This is a genomic window from Janibacter sp. FSL W8-0316 (genome assembly GCF_038004165.1).
In the GTDB taxonomy this organism is placed as follows: Bacteria; Actinomycetota; Actinomycetes; order Actinomycetales; family Dermatophilaceae; genus Janibacter; species Janibacter indicus.
On record NZ_JBBOQX010000001.1, the window covers coordinates 551,670 to 576,900 of the forward strand.

The 25,231-nt window shown below is 69.5% G+C and carries 30 protein-coding genes and 2 pseudogenes; 17 read left to right on the forward strand and 15 right to left on the reverse strand.

Features of this window, described 5'->3' with window-relative positions; translation table 11 throughout:
• Positions 1–51: 51 nt before the first annotated feature.
• The 7 genes and pseudogenes from NYE39_RS02625 to NYE39_RS02655 all read right to left on the reverse strand — a co-directional run.
• Positions 52–513 carry an Lrp/AsnC family transcriptional regulator gene (locus NYE39_RS02625; protein ID WP_341011791.1) on the reverse strand — a complete coding sequence of 154 codons (462 nt, stop codon included), beginning with the start codon at positions 511–513 and terminating at the stop codon, positions 52–54.
• 209 nt (positions 514–722) lie between these two features.
• Positions 723–1,547 (reverse strand): annotated as a pseudogene (locus NYE39_RS02630) (nitrilase-related carbon-nitrogen hydrolase); the annotation flags it as partial.
• 9 nt (positions 1,548–1,556) lie between these two features.
• Entirely contained in the window at positions 1,557–2,042 is a 486-nt protein-coding gene (locus NYE39_RS02635) for a DUF4345 family protein (protein WP_159451208.1), read from the reverse strand.
• Positions 2,029–3,033, reverse strand: a complete 1,005-nt coding sequence (locus tag NYE39_RS02640) for a sterol desaturase family protein (protein WP_084451946.1) — start codon at positions 3,031–3,033, stop codon at positions 2,029–2,031. Before NYE39_RS02640 ends, NYE39_RS02635 begins: the two co-directional genes overlap by 14 nt.
• 133 nt (positions 3,034–3,166) lie before the next feature.
• Entirely contained in the window at positions 3,167–4,414 is a 1,248-nt protein-coding gene (locus NYE39_RS02645; protein ID WP_143445574.1) for a hypothetical protein, read from the reverse strand.
• Positions 4,411–5,700 (reverse strand): hypothetical protein, encoded by a 1,290-nt coding sequence (locus tag NYE39_RS02650; RefSeq protein ID WP_341013353.1) that lies wholly within the window; start codon positions 5,698–5,700, stop codon positions 4,411–4,413. Before NYE39_RS02650 ends, NYE39_RS02645 begins: the two co-directional genes overlap by 4 nt.
• 543 nt (positions 5,701–6,243) lie before the next feature.
• A pseudogene (locus NYE39_RS02655) lies at positions 6,244–6,366 on the reverse strand (putative Ig domain-containing protein); the annotation flags it as partial.
• A gap of 206 nt (positions 6,367–6,572) precedes the next feature.
• Between NYE39_RS02655 and NYE39_RS02660 the strand changes: the two are divergent.
• Together NYE39_RS02660 and NYE39_RS02665 are read left to right on the forward strand one after the other, a co-directional pair.
• Complete coding sequence (locus NYE39_RS02660; protein ID WP_143445576.1) at positions 6,573–7,034, forward strand: hypothetical protein; 462 nt, start codon at positions 6,573–6,575, stop codon at positions 7,032–7,034.
• The gene (locus tag NYE39_RS02665; protein WP_084451954.1) at positions 7,031–7,327 is read left to right on the forward strand and encodes a hypothetical protein; all 297 of its coding nucleotides are present in this window, start codon (positions 7,031–7,033) and stop codon (positions 7,325–7,327) included. Before NYE39_RS02660 ends, NYE39_RS02665 begins: the two co-directional genes overlap by 4 nt.
• A 109-nt stretch (positions 7,328–7,436) precedes the next feature.
• On the opposite strand, the gene NYE39_RS02670 is transcribed toward NYE39_RS02665, so the two are convergent.
• Positions 7,437–7,808, reverse strand: a complete 372-nt coding sequence (locus tag NYE39_RS02670) for a helix-turn-helix domain-containing protein (protein WP_143445577.1) — start codon at positions 7,806–7,808, stop codon at positions 7,437–7,439.
• A 341-nt stretch (positions 7,809–8,149) separates the two neighbouring features.
• Here NYE39_RS02670 and NYE39_RS02675 point away from each other — a divergent pair, with 341 nt between their 5' ends.
• A complete protein-coding gene (locus NYE39_RS02675) occupies positions 8,150–10,102 on the forward strand; it encodes a sortase domain-containing protein (RefSeq protein ID WP_143445578.1) in 1,953 nt (650 codons plus the stop codon).
• Positions 10,103–10,176: 74 nt separating this feature from the next.
• Here the strand turns inward: NYE39_RS02675 and NYE39_RS02680 are convergent, their stop codons facing one another.
• Together NYE39_RS02680 and NYE39_RS02685 are read right to left on the reverse strand one after the other, a co-directional pair.
• Positions 10,177–10,560 carry a YqhA family protein gene (locus NYE39_RS02680; RefSeq protein ID WP_200811226.1) on the reverse strand — a complete coding sequence of 128 codons (384 nt, stop codon included), beginning with the start codon at positions 10,558–10,560 and terminating at the stop codon, positions 10,177–10,179.
• Positions 10,561–10,591: 31 nt separating this feature from the next.
• The gene (locus tag NYE39_RS02685) at positions 10,592–11,416 is read right to left on the reverse strand and encodes an isocitrate lyase/PEP mutase family protein (protein WP_084451960.1); all 825 of its coding nucleotides are present in this window, start codon (positions 11,414–11,416) and stop codon (positions 10,592–10,594) included.
• A 162-nt stretch (positions 11,417–11,578) separates the two neighbouring features.
• Here NYE39_RS02685 and NYE39_RS02690 point away from each other — a divergent pair, with 162 nt between their 5' ends.
• Complete coding sequence (locus tag NYE39_RS02690) at positions 11,579–12,163, forward strand: CAP domain-containing protein (protein WP_084451962.1); 585 nt, start codon at positions 11,579–11,581, stop codon at positions 12,161–12,163.
• Positions 12,164–12,270: 107 nt separating this feature from the next.
• Here NYE39_RS02690 and NYE39_RS02695 read toward each other — a convergent pair whose 3' ends face one another.
• The 3 genes from NYE39_RS02695 to NYE39_RS02705 are packed head-to-tail and all read right to left on the reverse strand — an operon-like array spanning position 12,271 to position 15,620.
• Positions 12,271–13,074, reverse strand: a complete 804-nt coding sequence (locus tag NYE39_RS02695) for a hypothetical protein (protein WP_226282483.1) — start codon at positions 13,072–13,074, stop codon at positions 12,271–12,273.
• 5 nt (positions 13,075–13,079) lie between these two features.
• Complete coding sequence (locus NYE39_RS02700; RefSeq protein WP_341011793.1) at positions 13,080–13,883, reverse strand: SatD family protein; 804 nt, start codon at positions 13,881–13,883, stop codon at positions 13,080–13,082.
• 48 nt (positions 13,884–13,931) lie between these two features.
• Positions 13,932–15,620 (reverse strand): bifunctional [glutamine synthetase] adenylyltransferase/[glutamine synthetase]-adenylyl-L-tyrosine phosphorylase, encoded by a 1,689-nt coding sequence (locus NYE39_RS02705; RefSeq protein ID WP_084451968.1) that lies wholly within the window; start codon positions 15,618–15,620, stop codon positions 13,932–13,934.
• A 20-nt stretch (positions 15,621–15,640) separates the two neighbouring features.
• Here NYE39_RS02705 and NYE39_RS02710 point away from each other — a divergent pair, with 20 nt between their 5' ends.
• From NYE39_RS02710 to NYE39_RS02755, 10 genes are all read left to right on the forward strand, one after another.
• The gene (locus NYE39_RS02710) at positions 15,641–15,922 is read left to right on the forward strand and encodes a hypothetical protein (protein ID WP_084451970.1); all 282 of its coding nucleotides are present in this window, start codon (positions 15,641–15,643) and stop codon (positions 15,920–15,922) included.
• Between the two features lie 242 nt (positions 15,923–16,164).
• Positions 16,165–16,530: a hypothetical protein gene (locus NYE39_RS02715; protein WP_200811227.1), complete on the forward strand. Its 366-nt coding sequence runs from the start codon at positions 16,165–16,167 to the stop codon at positions 16,528–16,530.
• 127 nt (positions 16,531–16,657) lie between these two features.
• Positions 16,658–17,047, forward strand: coding sequence for a single-stranded DNA-binding protein (locus NYE39_RS02720; protein ID WP_084451974.1), 390 nt, complete (start codon positions 16,658–16,660; stop codon positions 17,045–17,047).
• Between the two features lie 16 nt (positions 17,048–17,063).
• A complete protein-coding gene (locus tag NYE39_RS02725; RefSeq protein WP_084451976.1) occupies positions 17,064–18,092 on the forward strand; it encodes a DUF4192 domain-containing protein in 1,029 nt (342 codons plus the stop codon).
• Between the two features lie 14 nt (positions 18,093–18,106).
• A complete protein-coding gene (locus NYE39_RS02730; RefSeq protein WP_192910208.1) occupies positions 18,107–18,271 on the forward strand; it encodes a hypothetical protein in 165 nt (54 codons plus the stop codon).
• On the forward strand, positions 18,268–19,299 hold the full coding sequence (gene dprA, locus NYE39_RS02735) for a DNA-processing protein DprA (RefSeq protein WP_084451978.1): 1,032 nt from the start codon (positions 18,268–18,270) through the stop codon (positions 19,297–19,299). Before NYE39_RS02730 ends, dprA begins: the two co-directional genes overlap by 4 nt.
• Positions 19,300–19,417: 118 nt before the next feature.
• Positions 19,418–20,527, forward strand: a complete 1,110-nt coding sequence (locus NYE39_RS02740) for a hypothetical protein (RefSeq protein WP_143445579.1) — start codon at positions 19,418–19,420, stop codon at positions 20,525–20,527.
• Positions 20,528–20,572: 45 nt separating this feature from the next.
• Positions 20,573–20,698, forward strand: a complete 126-nt coding sequence (locus NYE39_RS02745; protein ID WP_264158390.1) for a hypothetical protein — start codon at positions 20,573–20,575, stop codon at positions 20,696–20,698.
• A gap of 7 nt (positions 20,699–20,705) precedes the next feature.
• On the forward strand, positions 20,706–21,251 hold the full coding sequence (locus tag NYE39_RS02750) for a hypothetical protein (RefSeq protein WP_084451982.1): 546 nt from the start codon (positions 20,706–20,708) through the stop codon (positions 21,249–21,251).
• Positions 21,251–22,246: a hypothetical protein gene (locus NYE39_RS02755; RefSeq protein WP_084451984.1), complete on the forward strand. Its 996-nt coding sequence runs from the start codon at positions 21,251–21,253 to the stop codon at positions 22,244–22,246. The genes NYE39_RS02750 and NYE39_RS02755 overlap by 1 nt, the downstream gene beginning before the upstream one ends.
• Positions 22,247–22,251: 5 nt before the next feature.
• On the opposite strand, the gene NYE39_RS02760 is transcribed toward NYE39_RS02755, so the two are convergent.
• Positions 22,252–22,509 (reverse strand): hypothetical protein, encoded by a 258-nt coding sequence (locus NYE39_RS02760; protein WP_143445580.1) that lies wholly within the window; start codon positions 22,507–22,509, stop codon positions 22,252–22,254.
• A 5-nt stretch (positions 22,510–22,514) separates the two neighbouring features.
• On the reverse strand, positions 22,515–22,766 hold the full coding sequence (locus tag NYE39_RS02765) for a hypothetical protein (protein WP_200811228.1): 252 nt from the start codon (positions 22,764–22,766) through the stop codon (positions 22,515–22,517).
• Positions 22,767–22,910: 144 nt separating this feature from the next.
• Here NYE39_RS02765 and NYE39_RS02770 point away from each other — a divergent pair, with 144 nt between their 5' ends.
• Genes NYE39_RS02770 through NYE39_RS02780 form a run of 3 tightly spaced genes read left to right on the forward strand, consistent with a single transcriptional unit; the run spans position 22,911 to position 25,191 of the window.
• Complete coding sequence (locus tag NYE39_RS02770) at positions 22,911–23,681, forward strand: hypothetical protein (RefSeq protein WP_084451990.1); 771 nt, start codon at positions 22,911–22,913, stop codon at positions 23,679–23,681.
• A gap of 41 nt (positions 23,682–23,722) precedes the next feature.
• Positions 23,723–24,385: a hypothetical protein gene (locus NYE39_RS02775; protein ID WP_200811229.1), complete on the forward strand. Its 663-nt coding sequence runs from the start codon at positions 23,723–23,725 to the stop codon at positions 24,383–24,385.
• The gene (locus tag NYE39_RS02780) at positions 24,382–25,191 is read left to right on the forward strand and encodes a GIY-YIG nuclease family protein (protein WP_084451992.1); all 810 of its coding nucleotides are present in this window, start codon (positions 24,382–24,384) and stop codon (positions 25,189–25,191) included. Before NYE39_RS02775 ends, NYE39_RS02780 begins: the two co-directional genes overlap by 4 nt.
• The last annotated feature ends 40 nt before the right edge of the window (positions 25,192–25,231 follow it).

Sequence of the window (25,231 nt, forward strand, 5' to 3'; positions counted from 1 at the left end):
AGTGGATGGGGAGGTCCCTCGGGTCGTCCGGGACAACGGACTTTCGGTTGCCTACTCGAGCCCGGCAAGTCCCCCGGGATCGATCTCGAGGTCGTGCAGCACCATCCGGGACCTGATCGCCACGACGCCGTGGTCGGCGCGCAGCCGGTCGACGATCGACTCGAACTCCGCGGCGTCACGACAGGCCAGCCGCAGCTCGTAGTCGTAGTCGCCGGTGAGGCGTGACCCGGCGACGACCTGCGGGATCGCCGCGAGGCTGGCAGCAAACTCTCTGCGGATCGTGGGCTCACGCAACCGCACCTCGCTCACCATGGTCAACGGCCGACCCAGGGCCGCCGCATCGAGCTCGGCACGGTAGCCACGGATCACGCCGGTCGCACGCAGGTGACGCACGCGCTCGGCCACCGAGCTGGCGGACAGGCGCACCTCACGGGAGAGCTCCTGGTAGGTCGCGCGTCCATCATGGACGAGGTGGCTGAGGATCTGTCGGTCGAGGCGGTCGGGCTGGCTCACCGTGACATCATCGCCCATATCTCGATCTCGCCGCGATCATCCCGGCAGGTGGCCCGTGGATGGTCCGATGTCCGTCCCCTCCACGGCCGGCCCCCGACAAGGGTGGTGCCACGTGGAAACCATCGCCCTGCGTCTCATCCTCCCTCCCCTCGTCATCGTGTTCGCGAGCCTCGCGCAAGGTCGCCTCGGTGATCGCCTCGGGGGCCTCAGGCCAGGTCGGTGGTCGACTCCCCCTGCCCGGCGGCCGCGTAGACGTAGCCGGCCAGGCAGCGGGCGCTGGCCGAGGCGACCAGCTGACGCCGGTCCTCGGCCCGGCCGATGGTGATCGGCGATCCGGACAGGTTCACCAGCAGCGTGGCTCCGGCCAGCGAGGCCCGCGCCGAGGGCGGCACCGGCACCCACATGTCCTCGCAGATCTCCACGTGCAGGGCCAGGTCGGGCAGGTCGGTGGCGCGGAAGATCAGGTCGGGACCGAACGGCACCTCGATCTCGTCGGCCAACTCATCCTCGAAGTCGTCCTCGAATCCGTCGGGCCCGGCGCTCGCCTGGTCCTGCTGGGCGCGGCGCAGCCCGGGCAGGGTCAGGTACTCCCCCTCCAGGCCGACCCCCGAAGCGAAGTGACGCTTCTCGTAGAACTCCCGGTAGTTCGGCAGGTAGGTCTTGGGCGCGACGCCCAGCACCTCACCGTCCTTGACCACCACCGCGCAGTTGAAGAGTCGGTTCCGGTGTCGGATCGGGGCACCGAAGACCAGGACGGGGGTGAGCCCTTCGGAGTCGGCCGCGATCCGTCGGATCTGGGCATGCACCGTCTCCAACAACGCGTCCTGCAACAGCAGGTCGTCGATCGCGTAGCCGGTCAGCGCGAGCTCCGGGAAGACCGCGACCGCCACCCCGCGGGCGTGGGCCTGCCGGGCAGCGGCGACGATCCTGCTGGCGTTGGTCACCGGGTCGGCGATCGCCACCGGAAGGGTGACGGCAGCAACCCGGGCGAAGCCATGGGCGTAGAGCGAGTCGAAAGCAGTGTTCTCGGCCACGCACCGAGCCTAGTGGGCGCCGACCTCGCTGCGGGCACCGGACGCGCGGCTGCTGCTGGCCCGCTTCATGGCCCAGAGCAACCCGAAGGCGAAGCCCGCCGCCACCGCCTCAAGGATGATCAGCGCGATCGCGAACCCTCCGGGGTTGCCGTCCACGACCAGGCTCCACAGTCGGCCCGCCAACAGCCCGCCGCAGACCAGGCCCAGCATCCACAGTGCCACCGGCTTGAGCGAGTCGCGGAAGAGCCCGGCAATGCTGATCGCGGAGAAGGCCACGTGCATGCCGCCGTAGTTGGCGATGAACTCGTTCTGCGAGTGCGCGTTCAGCTCCAGCCAGCCCGCGTTGTGGGCGGCATTCGGGTTGAAGATCGCATTCACCGCGATGTAGCCGAAGAGCAGCGCCGAGATCACCAGCACCACCGTCACGGTGAGCCGACCCAGCGGGCCCAGGTCGCGGACCGATCCTCCGCCGACCGGGATTTCAGGCGACGACATCCACGTCCTCCTTCTTCCACGACGCCTGCTTGCGCATCTCGGGGGTGACCTTGATGGTGCCGACGTGCACCGGCGCTCCCTCCTCGGGGGTCCAGCCGGGCGGACCGAAGACATAGCCGAGCTTCTCGCGCAGTGTGCCCGCCTGCTTCACGTCGCGGGCGATGGCGACGTACTCGTGGGTCTGCAGCTTCACCATGTTGTAGGTGTTCACCGGCTTGGTGAGCCCGTACAGCGGCCGGTTGATCTCCTCCTGGAAGGAGCCGAACATGCGGTCCCAGATGATGAAGATGCCCGCGTAGTTGCGGTCCAGGTAGAGCGCATCGCTCCCGTGGTGGACCCGGTGGTGGCTCGGGGTGTTCATGATGAACTCGACCGGCCGCCACATCTTGTGGACTCGCTCGGTGTGCACCACGAACTGGAAGACCAGGTTGACGCCGTAGGCGGTGAAGATCATTGCCGGGTGGAATCCGAGGAACGCCAGCCCCAGCCACAGCAGGTAGTGCAGCGAACCGTTCCACTTCTGGCGCAGCGCAGTGGAGAAGTTGAAGTACTCACTCGAGTGGTGCACCTGGTGGGTGGCCCACACCAGACGCACCCGGTGGCTGATCCGGTGGGCCCAGTAGTAGACGAAGTCGACGACCACGATGGCCACCACCCAGCCCCACCAACTGTTCGCCGGGATCTGCCAGGGCGAGATGGCGTAGAGAGCGATGTAGGCGCCGAAGAAGACCAGCTTCAACAGACCCGAGAAGAGGAGGGACACGAGTCCCATCGACATCGAGGTGACGGCGTCCTTGCGGAAGTAGGAGCCGATCGCGTGCTGCGACTCCCCCGAAGGCAGCTTCTTGCTGGCCTCGGACTCGGGCTCCTTCTCCTCCAACAACCACGAGGCGAGCGCCTCGAGAGTGATCAGGGCGAAAAAGAACGGAATGGCCAGGACTGTCGGTTGCTTCACCCCGTCAGGCAGGGAGTTCCAGAAATCAGCGAGCATGGGAAGAACTCTATGTGACCACATGGTCACATGCAAGCGGATTCGTGGGCTTGCTCACATTTCTTCACCCACGACGAGTGGGGCACCCGTCCTGCGGATGCCCCACTCGTACGTCGGTACGTCGGTGCGGCGCTCAGCGCCGCTTGACCTGCACCACCTGCTTGACAGAGCTGGACGTCACGCTGGCCGAGCCGAGCCAGCGGACGGTGAGGGTGGCCTTGCCCGTGGCCTTGGCGGGAACCTTCACAACGACCGTTCCGGCGCCGCCCTTCACCCGCACCTGCTGGATCCGGCCCCAGGCATTCACCCGGACCGTGCCGGCGACCGGCACCCCGGCCACACTCGGCGTCACCTTGATCCGCAGCGTGACCTTCTTGCCCGGGCGGGCGGTGCGTGGAGCGCTCACCCGGACCCGGGACCCCGCCTTCCGCACCTGGACCGAGGTGGCGGCGTGCACCTCACCGGCGCCGGGAGCTGCCAGCACCAGGGAGACGCGGTGGGTGCCCACCGGCAGGCTCCTGGCCGGGACCTTCACGCTCGCCCGACCCGCTGTCACCGGTGCGCTGTACACCTTCCCGGCCACCTGGGCCCGCACGGTGCCGGCGTCGGCTCCGGCCACCCGGACCGGGACCGAGGTGGCTCGACCGAACTCGACCTTCACCGCAGTCGCGCTCAATCGCGGCGCCACCACCGGCGCGGACGCCACGGTGACGGGCACGTCGACCACGCGCTGCCACGGTGTCGACTGGACCAGGGCCACGGTGGCCCGACCCGGTGCCACGTCGCCCGGCACCGTGAAGGTGACCTGCTGACCGGCGGCGGTGCGCTTCACCGTGGGCTCCCCCAACACCCGGGCGCCGATCTGGACCCGGTCGAAGGTGGGAGCCGTGCCCACGTTGCCGCTGAGCAGCACGGTGGCCTCAGCCCCGGCCACCACCGGAGCGGTGACCTCGGCCTTCGGGAGCCGCTGGACGGTGTACTCCACCGAGGCCAGCGAGGTGTTCTCGAACTGGTCGACCACGTGGAAGGAGCCGCGGTGGCCGTTCTCGTAGTGCTCGGGGGCCGAGCCGCCGTCCAGGTGGATCTCCCCCCGGTCGCCGGTGTCCATGAAGCCGTTGAGCTCCACCCCGGTGGCCGAGCCGGACCGGATCGCGACCAGGAACTTGGGTTCCAGGCCGGTGGCCCGCAGCTCGAACTTCTGCTCCGACCCCACCGAGAGAACGGTGCCGGGCAGGCCCAGGCTGTTGGCCGGGAAGATCTGCACGGTGCCGGCCGCGTGGGCGGGGGCGGCCAGCAGGGCGATCGAGGCGGTACCGGTGGCGAGGGCCGCAGCGGCTCCCAGCAACCGGGAACGCATTGCTCGACAACGTCGCGGGCTCATCGGGTGACCTTCACGTCAGCGGTGGCCTTGCCACCCGAGACGGTGGCCGAGCCGGCCCAGGTCGCGGTCACCTTGACGGTGCCGGGCTTCTGGTTCTTCTTCACCGTCAGCTTCACCACGGCCACGCCCTTCTTCACCACTGCGCTCTTCTTGGTGGCCCCCACCTGGATGGTGACCTTCCCGTTGACCGCGGCGGCGGCCAGGCCGGGCGCGGTGACCCGAACGGTGGCGGTGACGGCCTTGCCCCGCTTCACCTTCTTGGTCGCGGTGACCTTGACGCTGCCCTTGGCCTTGGCCACGGTGACCCGCAGGGTCCCGTTGCTGTTGGTGAACCCTTCGGCACCGGTGAAGGCCAGCGCGACGGTGCGGGTGCCGGGCTGCAGGCTGGCCGCCGGCAGCACGATCCTGGCCGAGCCGTTGCTGACCGGAGCGGTGATCGTCCGGGAGCCGACCACGGCCCGCAGGGTGCCGTTCGCCTGGGGTGCGACCCGCACGGTGACGGTCGCCGCCTTGCCGTAGACCACCGAGGTGGCTGGGGCACTGAGGGAGGTGACCGCCGGAGCGGCCTTCTCCACCTCGAGGACGAACTTCTCCTGCGACCCGAGCACCCGGTCGGACTGGACCACGAAGTCGAAACGTCCCTCGGCGGTCGGGGTGCCGCTCAGGGACCCGTCGGCGCTCAGGGTGACACCGGCCGGCAGCTCACCGGAGACCAGGCTGTAGCGGGCAGCCGGTGCCCGGTCGCCGGCCCGCGACGTGGGAGCGACCGATGCCTTCAGCTCCGCACCGGCGGTGGCCAGCGGCAGTTCCTCGGTGGTGAACCGGGGCCGGTCGGCCATCAGGAAGACCGACCCCTTGTTGGTACCGCCCAGCACGGTGCCGGCGCTGGGGTCGGCGGCCACCCGGATCACGTAGGTGAGCGGGTCGGGCCCCTCCAGGGCGGTGCCGCGGTTGTTCGGGTTGGCGGTGTCGACGGCCCACACCTTGTTGAGCTTGGTGTCGGCCACCAGCAGCTTGCCGGTGCTCGGGTCCACGGTGATGCCGTTGGGTGCCGAGCCCGAGTTGAGGGTGCTGGTCACGACATTGCCGCCCGGAGAGGTGGGCGTACGAGTGGGGTCGATCTGCCACACCGAGGTGTCCTTGGTCGAGGAGAACCACACCTTGTTGGCCTCCTCGTCGATGGTCAACCCCGAGACGTAGACGTCACGGCTGCTCATCACCAGGCTGGCGGCGTTGTTCGCCCGCAGGTCGAACTTGCGCAGGTAGGTGGTCGGGTTGTCGGTCATCAGGCTGGTGTCCACCACGTAGAGCAGCCCGCGGCGCTGGTCGATCGCCAGGTCCGAGGGGGTCGCGTCGGCGTTGATGGCCAACGTGCTGGGGGTGGCGCCGAGCGCGCCGTCGTAGACATGCAGCTTGCCGCCGTAGAAGTCGGCCACGTAGACGGTGTGGCTCTGCTCGTCGACCGCCAGGGCCCGCAGCGAGCCGGTGTTGACGTTGCCGGGCACCTCCACCGTGGTGACCTTGTTCCGGTCGGCGCCGGTGCCGCGGGTGTCGACCACCGCCACCTTCTTGCCACCCGAGACGTAGAGCTTGCCGGTGGTGGAGTCCACCGCGATGCCGGTGGCGTAGTCGGGCAGACCGGTGATGGTCTCGACCGGCTCACCGGTGGTGGTGTCGTAGACGTCCACCAGACCGTCGCGGTACTGCAGCACGTAGCCCCGGTGTGCGGTCGCATCCACCACGGTCTTGCCCGAGGAGGCGTTGACCGCATTGACCAGGTCGTAGCCGTAGGGTGCGCCCGGCTTGCGCACCGAGGGGGTCACCCTCACGGTGAATCGCTTGGTGGCGGCCGCGGCACCGGTGGTCTGCACCGTGAAGGAGTGCGACGCGGCGTTCTGCGGGGTGCCGGTGATGGTGCCGTCCGCGGCCAGGACCAGGCCGCTGGGCAGGCGACCCCGGCTGGCAGCAGGCCCGCGACGCTCGCCGGATCTTCACCGAGGCCCGTCGCACCGGCACCGCGTGGGTGACCGGCACCGAGGCGCACCCGTGGAGTGGTGCTCTGCCCAAGCGGCTCCACCATGAGGCCCGGGGTGCTGGGTACCGGCTGTGGCTCCCTCCAGGTGGTGAGGGCACCTGGATCGCGATCAACGAGCGATACGTGAGGCGGTGGCAGGCCTCCTGGCAGCCGGTGATCCCGGGGCGGCGTGGCCTGAATCCCCGCGGCATCGTCCGTGCCTCCTTCAGCATCCCCGGCGCCGGTCGCATCACCGTGCTGGCCAGCCACTACCTGCCCCGCAGGATGCACGACGCCCGGGCCGCGAACCGGCGCCTCACCCGGGCCCTGGCCACCGACGCCCGACGGTTCGCCAAGGGCACCCGGCTCGTGTTCTTCGGCGGTGACGTCAACACCCGCTCGCACAGCCCCTTCCCGAAGACGGCGCTCCAGCCCTGCTGGGCCCGGCCACCTGGCGTCGACGTCATCGCCAACTGGCGCCACGACACCCGCGTCCGCCTCCGCAGCGCCCGGGTACTGCCCCTGCGGCTGCACTCCGACCACCGCGCCATCACCGCCACCTACTCGATCCGCACCATCCGCACAACGAAGGGACGACCCCGATGAAGATCCTCCGCCGCTTCCTCGCCCGCGACGCTGTCCGCCGGGCCATCCGCACCTGGCTCATCACCACCCTCGGCCTCCTGGTCCCCGGCCTGCTGGGCTGGCTCCACGCCCTCACCGCCTGGGCCGACGGCCAGGGCTCCACCCCTTTCCCCGATGCGCACGGGCTTGCCTACCTGGCGGTGTCGGCCAGCGTGGCCGGGGTCGTGGCCGTGCTCAACCTGCTGTGGAATGCCGTTGAGGACCGGGCAGGTCGAGGCCTGCTCCGGGACGTGCACCCTCCCAAGGGCGAATGACCCTTCTCGCGCATTGTTCTGCCCCTCACCCGTCCGGGTGAGGGGCAGAACGCGTCACTGCTCGCCGCGCTCATTCGCGCAGCGCCAGGCCTCGCCTCGGCACGACCTCTCAGTCGCCGGCGTAGGTGACGCGCACGCCAGGGACGGTCTGCATCACCAGCCAAGCGATGGAACGCCAGTACCCGTCGGGCATGGTCGGGTTTCCGATTGGCAGGGTCAGGGTCGCCTTGGTGGAGTCCTTCAACTGCCGGGTGAGCTCGCCAACAGTGGATGTCTGCTGGTCCCACAGAAGCATCATGGCGACGGTGACGCCTGCAGGAACTGGGTAGTTGTTCTTACCCTTCACACGCTCCCAGTTCTCGATGGTCTGCGAGGAGACGTTGTGAAATCGGGCCATCTCGGCGCGCGAGAAACCCAACTGTTCGCGCATGGTGCGGAACTCGGCGGCGGTCATCGGGGCGTCGGTGGCGATGGGGGTCATACCTGCAAGGATCGGGGGGGCCTGGTCTACGGGGTCGGGCATGGGGGTCTCCTCAGCTCTCACGGCATTATGGACCCTCCACACTCCCCCTAGGCCCCCGCCTCGGTGGGGGCCTTCTCTGGCTACCCGAGGTGCTTGCCGGCCGGCGCGACCAGCCACCATCAGCCCAGGTGGAACTGTCCAGCGAAAGTTTGCCGTCAGACTCGCGTCATCCGTCACATTGCTTCCCGTCTCATCAGGGTGAGAGCCGCTCGGGCTTGCTCCGACCCCCGTCAGCAACCGAAACGATGAGGCACAAGATGAGACTCCCAAGATCCCGTAGGCTTCCCAGAGCGCTCGGTGTGTTCGCAGGGGTATCCGCCCTCCTGCTTGCCGGGCTGGCGACCGCAACTCCGGCGCAGGCAGGCGACGTTCCCCCTGCGCCCGTCACCGAGTTCCGTGCACCAGTGTGTGCCGGCACCACCAGCCAGGACCCGAAACAGGTCAACCCTGGAGACCACCACGGCGAGACGGACCTGACCCGAGTTTTCGGTGCACGTCTGGTGTCGTACAACAAGGGCAACGTGGTCCCCCTCTACGACACCTTCGGTGGTGCCGATGGTGCGTACCCCGCCCTCTGTGGCACGTACTACGACCCCGAGACACAAGGCCCCAAGTCCGTGTGGATGTTCTGCACTGACGTTCGGTCGAAGGTGTGCGGCGATCTTGGCCCCGGAGGCACCCTCAGCGAGGGTGCGACCCCGAAGGGCGAGATGAGTGATCTGCCCAAGAACTCGCGCTTGGACAAGACCCAGGAGCGGATCATCGGTTGGCTCCTGCAGAACGGTCACCCCTACGATCGTTCTCCCGGCGAGCCCGCAACAACCCGAGCAGACCAGACCAGTAGCGCAAATCGGTTCGCACTGCAGAACCTCATCTGGTGCGTGTCCGACCCGGACCTCACGAACGCGACCTTCCAGGCCATGTGTTCTAGGAACCTCCCGCAGACCGAGATGGACCGGATCCTGTCCATGACGGCAGAGACCGCGGTGGTGAACCTCTTGCTGACTTCTTCCGGTGATGTCGTCGTGGGCACCCCGCGCGAGATCACCCTGAACACCAATGTCTACAACCAGCCCATCACCCTGAACGCCACCGGTACCGCTGCAGGGTCGTTGACAGTCTGCGGTGGACCGGCCGCCCTGAACGGCAACCAGCTCACCGTCAGCGGGACGGACCCGACCCAGAACACGACGGTGAAGCTGTGCCTCACGCCGTCCAAGGCTGGCTCCTATGGCTTGGAGGCCACCGCAGCAGCAGTTTCGTCCGACCATCTGCAGTGGGCCCAGAGCGGGTCGGACTGCCAGGTCTTCGCACGGTTCCGCCACGACGCCGGGGCGCCGGTCTCCGCGCGTATCGGCTTCACCATCAAGCAGGGCCTCGACAACAGCACCAAGAGCCAGCCGAAACTGACGACGAAGGCGTCCCACAAGGTCGCTCGTCCTGGCGCCAAACTGCACGACACCGTGAAGCTCACCGGCTTCAAGGCCGGTCACGGCTCGCGGGGTACCGCCACTCTGTTCGGTCCCCTTACCAAGGTCACCAGCAAGTCCTGCACCCCGGCGAACAAGGTCGCAAGCGTCAGCTTCACCCCTCGCAACGGCAGCGTGCGCACCTCCAAGATCAAGGTCACACGACCCGGGTATTACACGTGGGTGGCATCGACGTCTGCTGACTCGAAGAACAAGGCGGCCAGCCACAAGTGCGGCCTCGCAGTTGAGACCACTCTTGTCCGTAAGAAGCAGTACAACATCTCGAAGGTCGACACCGGCTTCAGCGGAGTTGCCGCGTCCGACCAGACACTGGCACGGATGCGTCCCAACACTGTCTCCATGCCGGCTACCCAGCTCAACGCCACCCTGACTGGCTCGGGTCACCGCAAGGGTCGGATGCTCATCCCCGGCGACGTTCAGACCGTGGGCCAACTCAACGCCTCGGCAGCGATCGGCGACAAGGTCGGAACCACCGTTCTGGCTGGACATGTCTCCGATGCGAAGGATCGTCCCGGGGCCATGTGGAGCCTCAAGAAGGCCCGCAAGGGCCAGGTGATCACCGTTGACGCCAACGGTAAGAAGGTCAAGTACCGCGTGACCAAGGTGGAACGCTTCTCGCGAGCTGGGAAGCTCCCGGCCCGGCTCTTCAACACCGCCGGCCAGCACCGCCTCGTCCTCATCTCCTGCGCCGACAAGGTGACCAAGGACGGTCGTTGGCACTACACCAACAACCTCGTCGTCACCGCCGTGCCGGTGAAGTAGAGGTCGTATACACGCTAGGCCCCCTTCCCCCGAGCGGGAGGGGGGCCTTCGTGCAGTCTGAGGTGTACTCCGTATCACCACGTCAAGGTTCTGCGCACGTTGACGTTGAGCACGTTCGGGTTGACGTGGCTGAGCCACTCCGGCTTGTCGGGGTGGTCGTCCATCCGGATCTTCGACACGAACGTCTCGTAGCCGCCGATGATCACCATGATCAACAGGTTGGCGATCATCACCACGTCCACCATGGCCAGCACCAGCATCATGATCTGGGCTTCGTTCATGGCGTTGAAGTGCGTGACCAGGTGCCACAGTTCCTTGCCGAACTGGGCCACGTAGACACCCTGGGCGATGATCAGGCCCAGATACAGCGGCGCTTGCAGCCAGCGCGAGACGAAGATCGTGTGGCCGAGGATGTCGGCAAAGGTCGAGGTGGGGCTGGTCTGCTGCGGCGAGGTCACGGGAGGGAAATTTACCCTGCCTTGACGGGCATCAGTTCAGGATGCGCATGTTTTCCGGCAGGGCTCCCCCGGCGAGCACCTCAGCAGCCAGATCGGCCAGCGCCGTCAGGGCCACCCGCTGCGGGTTCGGACCGTAGGAGACCCGCGCGACGCCCAGCTCTGCCTGCCGGGCCAGCGGCACCGACCCGGGCACCGCAATGGTGCTGAGCCGCTGCGGACCGTAGGCCTCCACCAGAGTGGCGATCTGCTCCTCCCCCAGCTTGCCGGGCACGAAGACGACCGGTGCCCCGGCCGCCAGGTAGGCCCGGCCCCGTTCCACCGCGTCGTCCAGGATGGCCGAGGGACTCCGGTCACCGGCCCGCAGGAAGGTGTCGGTCCGGGCGTTGAGCACGAAGCTGGGCACTCCGGCCTCCCGGGCCGCGGCCATGATCGCGGCCACCTGCTCGGCTGCCTGGTCGAGCGGCTTCATCTGGTCCTCGATGTTGGCCCCGACGATGCCCAGCTCGATCGCTGCCCGCACGGTGCCAGCCGCGTCGCCGTAGCCGCCCTCCAGGTCGGCAGTGACCGGCAGGTGGGTGGCCGCCACGATCCGACGACACATGTCGAGCATCTCCGCCAGCGGGATCACCTCTCCGTCGGGCCAGCCCAGGGTGGCCGCGATGGAGTGGCTGGCAGTGGCCAGGGCAGCGGTTCCGGGGACCTCGGTGACCACCTTGGCGCTGATCGCGTCCCAGACGTTGACCACCGTGAGCAGCTCGGGTGCCCGGTGCAGGGCCAGGAGGTCGGCCGCGCGCTGTTCGACGGTGCCGAGCGGCTGATCGGTGCTTTCGGGGCTGTTGCTGGGGGTCGTCTCCATACCCCCAGTGGAGCACACCGATACGAATCCGGGCCACCTGCTTACGCGGGAAGGAAACCCGAAAAATCCCTCACTACGAAACCGGGCCAGCCTCTTACGCAACGGGGAAAACGGTTGACCAAGGGGTTACTTGCCGCCGATTCGGAGTGCAGTGTTCTACCCATGAGTCGACGGATCGCGTCGGCGGCAGTGGCGGTGGTCATCACCGGCCTGCTCGCCGGTTTCGCGCCGGCGGCCAACGCTGCGGGGGTAGCGTCCGGGGGGACGAACATCACGGTTGCGAAGGCTGCTGGCCACAAGATGACGGGGAAGACCGTGGTTGCCAAGAAGGCTGCCCGGTCCAACAACAACAGCAGGGCCGCTGCCTACGAGGCAGCGATCGTGAAGCAGACCAACGCCTACCGGCTCCGCAAGGGCTGCAAGGCGCTGAAGGTGGACAAGCACCTGAAGCTGGCTGCTCGTCGGCACAGCGACCTGATGGTCAAGCGCGGCGAGCTCTCGCACCGCCTCAAGGGCGAGGCCAAGCTCTCGACCCGCATCGTCAAGGCCGGTTACAAGCCCTGGCGCGTGGTGGCCGAGAACCTGGCCATGGGCTTCGAGACCCCGCGGGCCAACATGGACGCCTGGATCGCCAGCCCCGGCCACAAGGCCAACCTGGACGACTGCCGACTGCGCCACATCGGCGTCTCCGTGCGCTTCGGCGGCGGCATCGCCTGGGTCACCCAGGACTTCGGCGTCCAGCGCTGAGACCGCCCACCGGAACCGGTGGCGACCAGCACCTGCTCTGCGGCAGGTGCGGCCGCCACCGGTTCCGACATTTTCGGGGCCCGACGGCACGGGCCGGCGCTGGGACGTCAGCCCAGCAGGGCCACCGCTGCCAGAGCGATCAGCCAGGAAGCGAAGCTGCCCACCAGGAAGTACTCGGTGACGGCATGGATGCCGGGACCACGCGAGGAGTCCCGGGCCGCCTGCAGTTCGGGAAAACGGAGCAACCCCTTGGCCGCCACCACGATGCCGGCGGCGGTGAACTGGCCGGTCAGCCCCAGCCCCAGGATGAAGACCCGTTCCATCGGGCCCAGCAGCCGCCCGCCCTTCAAGGAGTGCGCGGGGCCCTCCAACAGTCGCACCCGCTGGACCTCCTGGGAGCCCGTACCTCGATTCGGGCTGAGGGTGCCGGTGGCCCGCAGCACCAGCCTCACCACCACATTGCCCGTGGAGAGCTGGACCAGGAACGCACCGACCACGAGCAGCAGCCGGTCGACGCTGTCCAGGTGCCACACCGCCCCGCCACCGGCCTGCACCCATCGGCCCAGCAGCCCGTCTCCGGTGCCCGCCCAGGGGGCCAGCACCAGGGCCAGGGCCAGCCAGCACATCAGCCATCCCAATGGCCACCAGGCCGCACCGGCCGCCCGGGGGGTGCGGGGAGCACGAGCGGCCCGGCGGGCGCCACCACCGAAGCCGATCGGGACCAGCCGGCCCCAGCCGAGGACCACCAGGACCAGTACCGCCAGTGCGACCAGGTCGCGCGGCGAGGTCAGTCCGGCGGCCAGCCCCAGGCCGACCACCCCGGCCGCGCCGATCACCTCGGGGAGCCAACGCATCGGACGGGCCGAGAAGACCAGGTCGGTGATCCCGACTCCGATCAGCAGCAGTGCCACCCAGCTCACGGCGTCATCCCCTCCTGGTCAGCGGTGTCCTGTTCACTCCCGATCCGTTCACTCCCGAACCGTTCACTCCCGATCCGGGTCAGCTGGGCCGTCATCTCGAGCAGCGTCCCGATGCCCTGGTTCCTGATCCGTTGCGAGACCGCCGAGCCCGAGATCGAGAGCCGCTCGGCGATCGCGCGCTGACTCTCGCCGGCCACCAGCCCCCGCACGATGGCCAGGTCCCGCGCCGACAGGTGGGCGGTCAGTTCGTCGCGCCCGACGAGGGCTGAATTCACGGCCATGGCCACAGCAGACCACGCACCCCCGCCACAACTGCCGGGACCACCAGAACTGCCGGGACCTGCCGCCACGGCCAGCCGGTCCCGACGATGTCGGCTGCGCGCGCGGCGCTGTTCGGCGGCCACCTGCTCCAGCGCCTCCCGAGCGGCCCACCAGCCCGGTCCGTCCTCGGTCAGGTCCACCGGCTGGCCCGGCTCTTCCGATCGAGCAGAGGGATCGGAGGGAGCAGAGGGATCGGCTGGAACCGCGAGGGCGTGCACCTCGCCGACCCCGATGCCGTGCCGCACGTCGAACCGCGGACGCAGCTGGATCCGTAGCCACCAGACCAGGCCCAGGGCCTGCCCCAGGGTCTGGCAGTGCCCCTGGTACTCGTCTCCCACGGTGATCCGCAGGTCGGAGCCGAAGCGTTCGTTGGCCGCGGCCAGGGTCTCGCTGAGTACCTGGTGCAGCAGGACCCGGTCAGCGGCAGCCCGGGAGGCCACCACATCACCGATCACCACAAATGAAGCATTCGTCTTCATTTTACTCACCTGAAGAAGATAGCTTCACGATTCACCGGATGTCCAGCATCAGCCCCAGAAGACCCGTTCCACCACCGCGTGGGCGTGCCGCGTGGTGCGCAGGTAGTCGTTGAGCAGCTTGTCGCTCTCCCCGGCCTCGTAGCCCAGCACCATCGAGACCGCCGCCCGTTCCCGGGTCGCGGTGGGCAACTGGTCGCTGGAACGCCCCCGGACCAGGGTCGAGGCATTGCGGACCCGGGAGACGAACCGCCAGGCCTCGCACAACACATCGGCGTACTCGGCCTCCAGCAGTCCGGCCTCCTTGGCCGCGGCCAGCGCATCCAGGGTGCTGGTGGTGCGCAACGCCGGTACCGCACCGGCGTGCTGCATCTGCAGCAACTGCACGGTCCACTCCACGTCGGCCAGTCCCCCACGCCCGAGCTTGAGATGGGTGTTCGGGTCGGCTCCTCGCGGCAGTCGCTCGTCCTCGACGCGTGCCTTGATCCGACGCACCTCGATCACCGCGTCCTCGTCGATGCCGCCGGCCGGGAACCGCAGCGGGTCGATCAGTTCGTGGAACCGGTCCCGCAACTCCTGGTCGCCGACCACCGCATCGGCCCGCAGCAGGGCCTGGAACTCCCAGGTCTGCGACCACTTCGCGTAGTAGGCGGCGTAGGACTCCAGGGTGCGCACCAGCGGTCCCTGCTTGCCCTCGGGCCGCAGATCGGCATCGACCTCCAACGGCGGGTCCGTGGCGGGCAGGGCCAACACCCGGCGCAGCTCGTTGACCACCGCAATGGCGTACTTGGAGGCCCGATGCGGGTCCGCTCCCGGGATCGGGTCGTGGACGAACATCACGTCGGCATCCGAGCCGTAGGAGAGCTCGAAGCCGCCGTACCGGCCCATCGCCACCACCGCCATCCGGGTGGGCGGCTCCGGGTAGCCCTTGCTGGCCGCGACCGACGCCATCACGACTTGCAGGGTGGCCTCCAGGGTGGCGTCGGTGAGCCGGCTCAATCCCTGCCCCACACCGGCCACGTCGTTGACCCCGAAGAGTTCGCCGGCGGCGATCCGGAAGAGCTCACGGCGGCGCACCCCCCGGATCGCTCGGACGGCGTCGGCCAACTGCTGGTGTCGACCACCGGTGGCGAGCATCTCGCTGGTGAGCGTCTCGCTGGCCAACGGGGTGAGGTCCTCGCCGAGCAACTGCACGCCGCGGGGTTCCCGCTCCAGCAGGTCGGTGGCATACCGCGAGGTGCCGAGCAGGGTGGCCAGCCGCTGGGCGACCTCCCCCTCGTCGCGCAGCGTGCGCAGGTACCAGTGGGTGCGGCCCAGCGAGTCGCTGATCCGGCGGAACCCCCACAGTCCGGCGTCCGGGTCCGGGGTGTCGGCGAACCACTCCAGCATCGCGGGAAGCAGGGTGCGTTGGATCGTGGCGGTGCGCGAGACCCCGGAGGTGAGCGCCTCCAGGTGGCGCAACGCGGCAGTGGGGTCGGAGTACCCCAGGGCGGCCATCCGCGCCTCGGCCGCGGCCGGGGAGAGCCTCGCTTCCTGGCCGGGCAACGCGGCCACGGCGGCCAGCAGCGGGCGGTAGAAGAGCTTCTCGTGGAGGCGACGCACCTCGCGCCGGTGCCCCCGCCAGGCGTCCTCCAACCCGGCCACCGGGTCCTTCAGGAACCCCATGGACCGGCCCAGCGCCCGCAGCGCGGCCTCGTCGTCGGGCACCACATGGGTGCGCCGCAACTGCACCAGTTGCATCCACCTACTCGGCTGTTGGGATGAGCGGCTTCGGCGCCGACGGCGTCTACCTCCCGCGCCCCGGCCTCGCCGCCGATGTTCACTACACCGACGAGGAGCTCGAGATCGAGCTCTACCGCGTGAGTGCTACGGGCTCCCCTGTCGATCTCGCCGAGCGGTGGGTGCAGGGTCCGAACGCCGACGATAGGACCCTTGAGCTCCTCGGCCTGCAGCCGGCCGAGTACGTCATGCCCGGGGACAGCCTCTCCACGAGCCTCGGCGATGCAGACCTGGCCGAACTGATCCGGCGGGTCTCGGGCTGATCGGCGGAGGCATGAGTCGGCCAGAGTTCTGGTCGGCGCCTCCGCCATGCGTGCTTCCAAGCGCCCCGACCCGGTGCCCGAGAGCCGGTCGGGGCGCTTCTTTGCGCCCTCGTTGATCGCCCCGGACCCCTTCGCGGACCTAGGTGACCGCGGGGCCGACCTGTGTCCCGCCCGAACTGAGGAGGGAACGCATGTCCAGCTCACCCCACCACGCTCGACGCGGCTCAACCCACCGAGCAGTCGTGGCCACCCTCGCCGTGGTCCTGGCGTCCGCACTGTGCCTGGCCGCCGCCTCGCCGGCGGACGCGGCCGAGCCCGTCGAGGACATGGGCTGCCGGATGCTCATCTGGGCCTCCGACAGCGTCTTCGACACCTCCTACGCCCACGACGGCATGCGGCACACCTTCCGCGGCTGCCTGGTCAAGCGCGGCTGGTCGACGAACTCCTACCGCGCCCTCAAGGAGAGGCAGTGGCGGCTGAACAACCACCTGGCCAGCTCGGAGTGCCGGGTCGGCGACTACCACCTGTCCGGCGTCAGGCGGACCACCTACAAGGGCATCCGCGTTGTCGTCTTCAAGTACCGCTTCGACTACCTGGTGCCCTGCTGAGCAACCCCGCACGAAGCTCGAGCCGGATCCGAACAAGTTCGGCCGAAGTGATCGCTGCCGGACCCCAATCGGACCTAGGTGACTGCGGGACGAATCCGAACGTCTCGCAGTCACCAAGGAGGAAGTCATGTCCACCACCGTCACCTTCGCCGGCAACCTGGCCGAGGCTCCCGAGCTGCTCTACACCCGCGAGAACAAGCCGTTCGTCAGCTGCCGGGTCTTGGTCAACCGGCGCGTGCAGAACGACGAGGGGGAGTGGGTCAACGACGAGCCCACCGCCCACAACGTCAAGATCTTCGGCACCGCCGCCACCCACGTACACGACAGCTGCGGATCCGGTGACCCGATCTTCGTCCACGGCCTCGAGCGCACCGAGAGCTGGCCGGACAAGGAGACCGGCGAGAAGCGCACCAAGGACGTCGTGGTCGTCGACAACCGCTTCGGCGAAGTCGGCGTCTCGCTCAAGTACGTCTCCGCGCGCATCGAGCGCGCCACCCGCCCGGCCCAGGCCAGCTGACCGCGCGGAGGTTTCCATGGATCTCGTCGTACAGTCCCCGGACGAGCTGCTCGCCGCAGTGCCGCACGTCCTCGGCTTCAAGCCTGAGGAGTCGATCGTCCTCGTCCCCTTCCGGCCCGGGCTCCCCATCACCCGCGTCGACCTGCCGAAGACGGCCGCCGACCGCGAGGAAGTGTGGGACGCCATCAGCGGCCCCTACGGCCGCCACGCCCGACCCGGCTCGCGCCTGGCGATCCTCTGCTTCACTGACGACCGCCGCAGCGCCGAGCTGGCCAGCCAGCACCTGTCCAACCGCCTCGAGACCGTGGGCATCACCACCCACATCCGGCTATGGGCCGACGGCGAGCGGTGGCGTGAGTTCAATACCGGCTCCACCGGCCTGCAGAACCCGGCGACCGCTGAGCGGATCGCGGCCGCGACCGTGCTGACCGGCGCCGCCCAGCCAGCCGCCAGCAGGGCCTCCCTGGCTGCGTCCATGGTCGGCGACCGTGAGCCGATCGCCCAGCTGATCCCCGCGGCCCGGGCCGCGGCCGCGGACAGCACTCCCGCCCTGGAGCGGGACTGGGCCCTGGACCGCCTCGAGCAGTTCCACACCGACGGCAACCGGCTCTCCGACGTCGACGGCGCACGGATGCTCGTCGCCCTGGAGTCGATCGGTACCCGCGACGCGGTCTGGGAGGACATGAGCCGGGAGAACCACACCTCCCACATGGCCCTCTGGAACGACCTCACCCGCCGCGCCCCCGACGAGGTCCGCGCAGCGCCGGCCTCCATGCTCGGCTTCGCCAGTTGGCTGCACGGCGACGGTGCCAAGGCCTGGTGCGCACTCGACCAGGTGCCCGCCGACCGGCCCTACTCCATGGCCGCCGTCGTCGCCTCCGCCCTGCAGAACGGCATCCACCCCCGCGAGTGGGATCGATACCAGACCCAGATGCGCGATCTCGCCGGCGAGCTCGACGAGTCCTACGTGCCCAAGCCTCCCGGCCAGCAGCGCGACATCCCGGGCACGCCGCCCGTCACCGACCGCCCGGCCCCGGGCCGCTGAGAAGGGACACCGCGATGAACTACGACGACACCGACCCGATCGACGACGTCCAGCCCAGCGCCACCGAGCGCCAGCTGCGCCGCCTGGTGGTGCCAGAGCCCGCGGCCTACGCCCCTGACAAGCGCCTCGACATCATCCACGCCCCCGACCTCGACCTGCTGTGGGGAGGCCAGGCATGAGCGCCGACGTCGACGACGCTGACCGGCTCGCCCGCGTCACCCTCAGTCGGACCATCGAGCCTGGAGATCTCCGCGTCACCGGCCTGGTCGGCGAGCTCGGCGCCGGCAAGGTCCTGGACTACCTCGAGGCCGCCGGCGAGGTGGAGAACCACTGGGGCTTCGGCATCGCCCAGGAGCTCGGCCGCGTCGACCCCGCCCAGGTCCTCGAGCAGGCCGCCGCCCGAGGCATCCGCTTCATCGTCCCCGGCGACACCGAGTGGCCCACCCAGCTCGGCGCACTCCGCAACACCGGCGCGCTCCACGACCGCGGCGGCGAACCCGTCGGCCTGTGGGTCCGCGGAGTCCATGACCTGCGCCAGTTCGCCTGCAACGCCGTGGCGGTGGTCGGCTCACGATCCGCCACCAGCTACGGCACCGAGCAGGCAACCGAGCTGAGCCGCGACCTCGCAGCCATGGGCCACACCGTCGTCAGCGGCCTCGCCTACGGCGTCGACCAGGCGGCCCACCGCGGCGCCCTCGTCGCCGGCGGCCCGACCATCGCCGTCCTGCCCGGCGGCGTCGACCGGCCCTACCCGGCCGCACACGCCCAGCTGCTCGAGGCGATCGCCGAACGCGGCCTGGTCGTCTCGGAGGCACCTCCGGGAGCCGGCCCCACCCGAACCCGCTTCCTGGCCCGGAACAGGATCGTCGCCGGCCTCGCCGAAGGAACCGTGGTCGTCGAGGGCGCCGTGCGCAGCGGCGCGATCAACACTGCCCACTGGACCACCAACCTGCACCGACCCCTCATGGGCGTCCCTGGTCCCGTGAGCAGCGTGGCCTCCACCGGCGTGAACCAGCTGATCCGTCTCGGCCAGGCCAGCATGGTCACCAACGCCCAGGACGTCATCACCGATGTCATGACCCACGCTGCCAGGTCAGTAGCTGGTGGCGCTGAGCAGCTCGACGAGTCCTTCGTCCCGGGCCCGGTGCGCTCCACGCAGCGCGCGGTTCCCAGCCCGGCCGCCGGGGTTTCCGCGCCCCTCCGATGAAGCCTCAACTGGCGCCTGTGGATAACCCGATTTGGGTCTGAACGCACACCTACTCTGCTGAGAGTTCCTAGGTCTCGTCGGCGCCGCCGACCCGACCGCACCTCGGGAGGAAGACACCATGAACAACCCACCGCGGAACACGCCGCGAGACGAACCGACACCCCACGAGTCCAGCGACCGCCCTGCCCCATGGGTCCTGGACCTCGGCCTCGAGGTCGCATCGGGCCGCCGTCCCTGGTTGCAGCCCCTCGCGGGCGCTGCGCTCCTATTCGGCACGCCGTTCCTGATCAAGATGATCGGCGGGGCCGACCTGGCGGCCGCCGAGAAGGCGCCCGAGCTGGCCGCGTTCATCGATCAGCTGACCGGTTTCGTGACGGCGTTCTCGTGGGTGCTGGCGGGAATCTCCCTCGTCCTCGGGGTCGGCTACTGGTTCATCTGCCGCCACGCCTACGCCGCCTGGTGCTCGCTGCCCGAGGAGGAACGTGAGGAGCTGGCGCGGCAGCGCGTAGAGGCGCTGAGCCGGGCACTGGCCAGGCTCGGAGGTATCGACCCAGCAGGGCTCCCGATCACGTCTGAGGATCTGGAGCAGCTGGGAGACCGCCACCGCCTCCTCCTCGAGGACCTCCGTGTGCGATCCAGCCAGACAGCCACGCAGATCTGCGCCGGAGCTCGAGCACGGACCGACGACCTGGTGATGGCCGGCCGGCTCCACCGCGCCCTGTCCAAGGACACCATCGTCCGGCCCCCGCACGCCGCGAGCAGCGCCACGGACCCGCGCGTGCTCGCACTTGTCGAGCTCGACACGGAGATCCAGGCAGAGGCCGCGGCGATCGGGGAGTCCCTGGACACCGGTCACTGCAACTGCGACCAGGACACCCACGAGCGCCTCATCCGCGCCGGCGACCTTGCCCACGCTCGCCTCCACGGCATCGACCCGGAGGACCCGAGGGCGCAGAGCGCCGCCCGGCCGCGATCGCGCTGGATCTCCCGCGTGATCTGGACGGGCGTTGCCCTCGCCATCGCCGCACTGCCGATCGGGATGTTGACAGCGATTCCCTCGGTGACGATCAGCGCACTCGGCCTGACTCTCACTGGCGCCGGGTTCCTCGTTGAGAACCGCCGCGTCGGCGGCCGAGCTGCGACCCCGGGCGACCGGCTGCGCAGTCGCCTGTTCGTCATCACCTGGCTCCTGGTCGTGGCCTGCGCCGCAGCAGCGCTTCTGGCGTAGCCGACCACCTGAAACCCAACCGAACCGACAAGGGAGGAACCTCCGATGATCACCCTGACCACCGAGCCGCCGGCCGTGTGCGTCGACTGGATGTGGACCGTGAGCGTCGAGCGCGTCCTGGACGCCGCACCCGACCTGCTCACCTGGGCCGACGCACCTCGCACCGAGTGAGCCGACGATGCGCAGCGCCCACACCGAACGGTCGATGCTGGACCGGCTGAACGTCCGCTACTCGAGCCGCGTCACGAACGGCGGATGGAGCGGGTCCAAGTACCTGCGAGCTGAGCATGTGCCCGCCGGGCTGCGGCTGCAGCGCCACCGCATCTGCGACTTCGTGGCGACCTCGATGCACTCGACACCCTGGGCCCGGGAGCAGCCGATGGCCTTCCCGCCCGTGTTCCACGGACACGAGGTCAAGGTGTCGCGGTCCGACTGGCTCGCCGAGCTGCGCGACCCGTCGAAAGCCGCCGCCTTCCAGCCCCACATGCACTACTGGTGGCTCGTCGCGGCCGCGCGGGACATCGTGCGCGATGACCTGCCCGTGGGGTGGGGACTGCTGATCCCCCACGGCCCTCGCACCCTGCGAGTGGTTGTCCCCGCGGTCCTCAACCCCGATCCGGAGCCCATGCCGCACACCCTGCAGGGAGCCCTGCTGCGTGCCGTGGCCACCACCGAGGCCCGCCTGGCCCACGACGACCTGGACGCACGGAGAGGCGTCAGCTGATGGCGGTCCGGGCGGTGTGCGACTGCGGCTGGTCTCGCCTGTACAAGACCAGGGAGAAGGCGGCGGCCGCCGCCACTGACCACGCCTGTGCCGCCGGCGTACGCCGCGCGACCCGCAAGCACCGCTGCGCCCGCTGCGGCCTGGAGGCGGTCTACGAGAACGCCGGCGCAACCGAGGCCCGCTACTGGTTCTCCCGCCACTCGTGCCGCAAGCAGGAAGAGGCGATGCTCCGCGCCGCCCTGGCCGAGGAGCGCGCCGCCGCGGTCGACCGGACACCGAAGCCGTGCCACCACAAGCAGGCGAACCACCAGCACGGAACCCGCGCCTGCTACGTCCTCGACCGCTGCCGGTGCACGCCGTGCGCGACGGCCAACACCGCCTCAGAAAACGAACGCAATCGGTTGAAGGCCTATGGCCGCTACCACCGCTACGTCGACGCCTACCCGCTGCGCCTCCACGTCCAGGAGCTGCGCGAGGCCGGGATGGGCCTCAAGACGATCGCCGAACGCTCGGGCGTGGCCCACGGCGCGCTGTGGAAGCTGATGTACGGCAAACGCCAGCCTGACGGCTCACAGACGCCCTCGCGGCGGGTCCTGCGTCAGACCGCAGAGAAGCTCTACGCCCTGGACCCGGCCTGGTCGACGCAGCTGCGTTTGGCTGGCGGAGCGGTGCTCGACCAGGAGCGCTCGGCCGCGGTGTCGCGGCGGCTGCAGGCGCTCGTCGCGCTTGGATGGTCGATGTCCGAGATCGGACGTCGGCTCGGGCTGCGGCATGCCGCGAACGTGATCCCGATCGTCCGTGGGGAACGGCGGATGACCGTCGCAACCGCTCGCAAGGCCAACGCTCTGTTCGAGGAGCTGTGCATGACGCTGCCGCCGGCCGACACCGTGCCGCAACGCGTCACCGCGACCCGGTCGCGTCGGTACGCGAAGGAACAGGGCTGGGTGCCGCCACTCGCGCTCGAGGACCTAGACGACGAGCTCGGCGTCGCGTGACCGCCTCAGTCTCCGGGGCCGGTCCAGTTCGGGTCGACCGGCCCCGGGATCAGGTTCTCGGTCCGCAGCCAGTCCATCTTGACGACCGGCCTGAGCGCTGCGTCGTCGTGCCAGACCACAAGGGCTTCCCAGCGTCGCCCCTCGCGCTTCCAGTCGAGGATCAGCCCACGCGACGGCTTGAGCCGGCCCGTGTTCCGGATCAGCACGAACCGCACATCGCCGTACGGTCGCCAGGCGTCGTTCTTCGGCGGGTTGGCAGACACGGTGCTCACTCCGTGGTGAGCAGCTCTGAGGGGATCCACTCCTCGACCGTGGCCCACCGCCCGGGTCTCAGCTGCGCGACGTAGACGACCCTTCCCTCCCACAGGTGCCCGGTCCGTCGCCACTCCAGCAGCAGACCCGGCCGCGGACGCGCCGCATCGACGGGAACGGAGACCCAGCAGTGCCGCCCCGGGTGCTCGGCACCAGCTGGAGCCGCCGGCGGCCGCGAGTCGACCTGGGCGTCCTGGTCGACGCGCACGCGATCCTTCAACGGGATCCCCGCCCCGCGTCCGTAACCACCGCCCGCCATGACTCCTAGGGTAGAACACGTGTTCGAGGGCGCGGCGGTCGACGCCGACCCGGAACGGACGCGCGTGTCGGCTCGTTGCCGTAGTTTCTGGCCATGGACAGTCAGGGCCGTGCGTCGATCCGGTTCACGCTGAACGGCCAGCGCTACGAGCTGGCGCGTGAGGACGTCGAGGCCCGGCTGACCGACGTACCTCCCGACGTGATCCGCAAGCACGCGGTGAGGATCAACGACACGTGGTACCCGGCCATCCAGGCCTTCGAGGTCGCCACAGGGGTTCCGCGGTCTGAGTTCATCTCCCACACCGCCCGACGGCACCTGGCCGCGCTGGGGTTCGAGGTCGCCGGCAACGTCGAATCACGCACGACAGCACCACCCCTGCGCGGCGCGGCGGCCGCGTGGACTGCGCCCCGCCCTACTGCCGCCCCAGTCGAGGTCGGAGGGGAGTGGCACACCGAGGCCAACGTCCAGGCCGCCCTGGTCACGGCCTTGGCGGGCGAGGGATGGCGCATCCTCTCGGTGGCCAACACCGCGACCAAGGAGCACGGCATCGACGTGATCGCCGCCCGCGACGGCCGCACCGCCGGGGTGGAGGTCAAGGGATTCCCCAGCCGCAACTACGCCGACCCGGCCCGTGCCGGCGAGGCCAAGCGCACCAGCCCGAGCACCCAGGCCGGCCACTGGTACTCCCAAGCCGTGCTGGCCGCCATGCGCCTGCGGAGCAAGGAGCCGGAGTGGGACAGCGTGATCGCCCTGCCCGACTTCCCCCGCTACCGCGACCTGCACGCCGAAACGGCCGGGTCGCTCGCCGCGGCGAAGATCGAGGTCTGGTGGGTCGACGAGACCGGCACGGTGCACCGCCCTTGACGGCCTCGAGGTGGTATCGCCGCCCGGCCGGAGACGGCCTGGTGCTCCGGAAGGTCCCGCGCCTGGCCAGCTGGAACAAGGCCACCGACCCTGACCAAGTCCGGCTCCGCGAGTACCTCGAGGACACCGCCGAGTTGCTGGCGCCCCACCTGGTGGCCAGCGGCCCCTGGGTGCTGTCGCTCGAGGTCGGCCTACCCAGGGGACGCGACCTCGCTGACATGGCCGACCTGGACAACTACGCCTTCCCGCTGGCCACCCGGCTCCGCAACGAGGACCTCGTGGCGGTGTGGTGCACCAAGCGGCACGCCGACACCTCGCGGGTCCTCGTCGCCCCGGCGGCCGAGACGGCAGGTCCACGCGATACCTACACGGTCCGCACCACCGCCTCGGCCTCGACGGCGGCGTACAAGGCGCAGGTCCGTGCCGCGGTCCTCGACGCCGCGGCGATCCCCGCCGGCGCCGTGCAGCTGCAGCTGTCCTTCGTCGTCGGTCGGCAGCGCAATTGGCTGACCCTGTGGAAGCCCACGATCGATGCTCTCGACCCACTGCTGGGCCGCACCCGCGAGGACCGCGACTGGCATCCCCAGGACGGGCGGATCACCGACCTCGGCCTGCACGTCCTGGTCGATCCCTCACTTGGCCACGACGTGCTGGTCAGCATCGCCGCGGCTCCAGCCGCCCCCGGAACGGAAGATCCCGCATGACGCTCACCTTCGCCTCGATCATCGCCAGCGCGGGCCTCGACTCGGCCGCGGCCCTGGTCATCCGGCACGCCTACGTGCGCGAGCACGAGGACGGGACCGTAGGCCTTCACGGCGACTCCTCGGACGAGGAGATCTTGGCCTACACGAGCGTCCAGGTGGCCAACCCCCGGATCTTCCCGGCGCAGCCTCCAGGCGTCTGGATCGTGTTCCGCCCCGAGGGCGGAGACCGCGCCCGGTTGTGGTCGGTCCTGGTGAACCATGGTGAGACGCAGAACGACGGCCTACGTCGCACCTTCCACCTCGAGCACTCGGAGCTGATGAGTGACCTGCGGAACCGGCTCGTCATCGGGTGGCGCTCCCCGCGGACGTGGCGGATCCACGCGACCACCGCGGCCGCGTACCCGGTGATGGAGATCGCCGACGCCGAGCCGGTGAGGTTCCCCGGATTCGACGCGCTCACGCTGGACTACCCCCAGCTGCAGGCCGTCATCCGCGAGCACCGCTACGCCGCCTGGCGCACCGCCCTCTCGTCCGTGATCGGGGTCTACCTCATCACCGACACCCGCGACGGTCGTCACTACGTGGGCAAAGCCGACGGCGCCGAGAACATCCTGCAGCGCTGGGCCGCGTATGCGACCAACGGTCACGGCGGCAACGTCGAGCTCCGCAACCTGAATCCGTCCAGCTTCCGGCTGTCGGTGCTGAGGGTTTTCGATCCCGCGACCCCGACTCGCGAGATCGACGCCGCCGAGAGTCACTACAAGTACGCGCTCGACTCCCGCCGACACGGCCTCAATCGCAACTGATACAGCGACTTGCGTCGGCCGTCTCCGGCAGAGTGCCCTC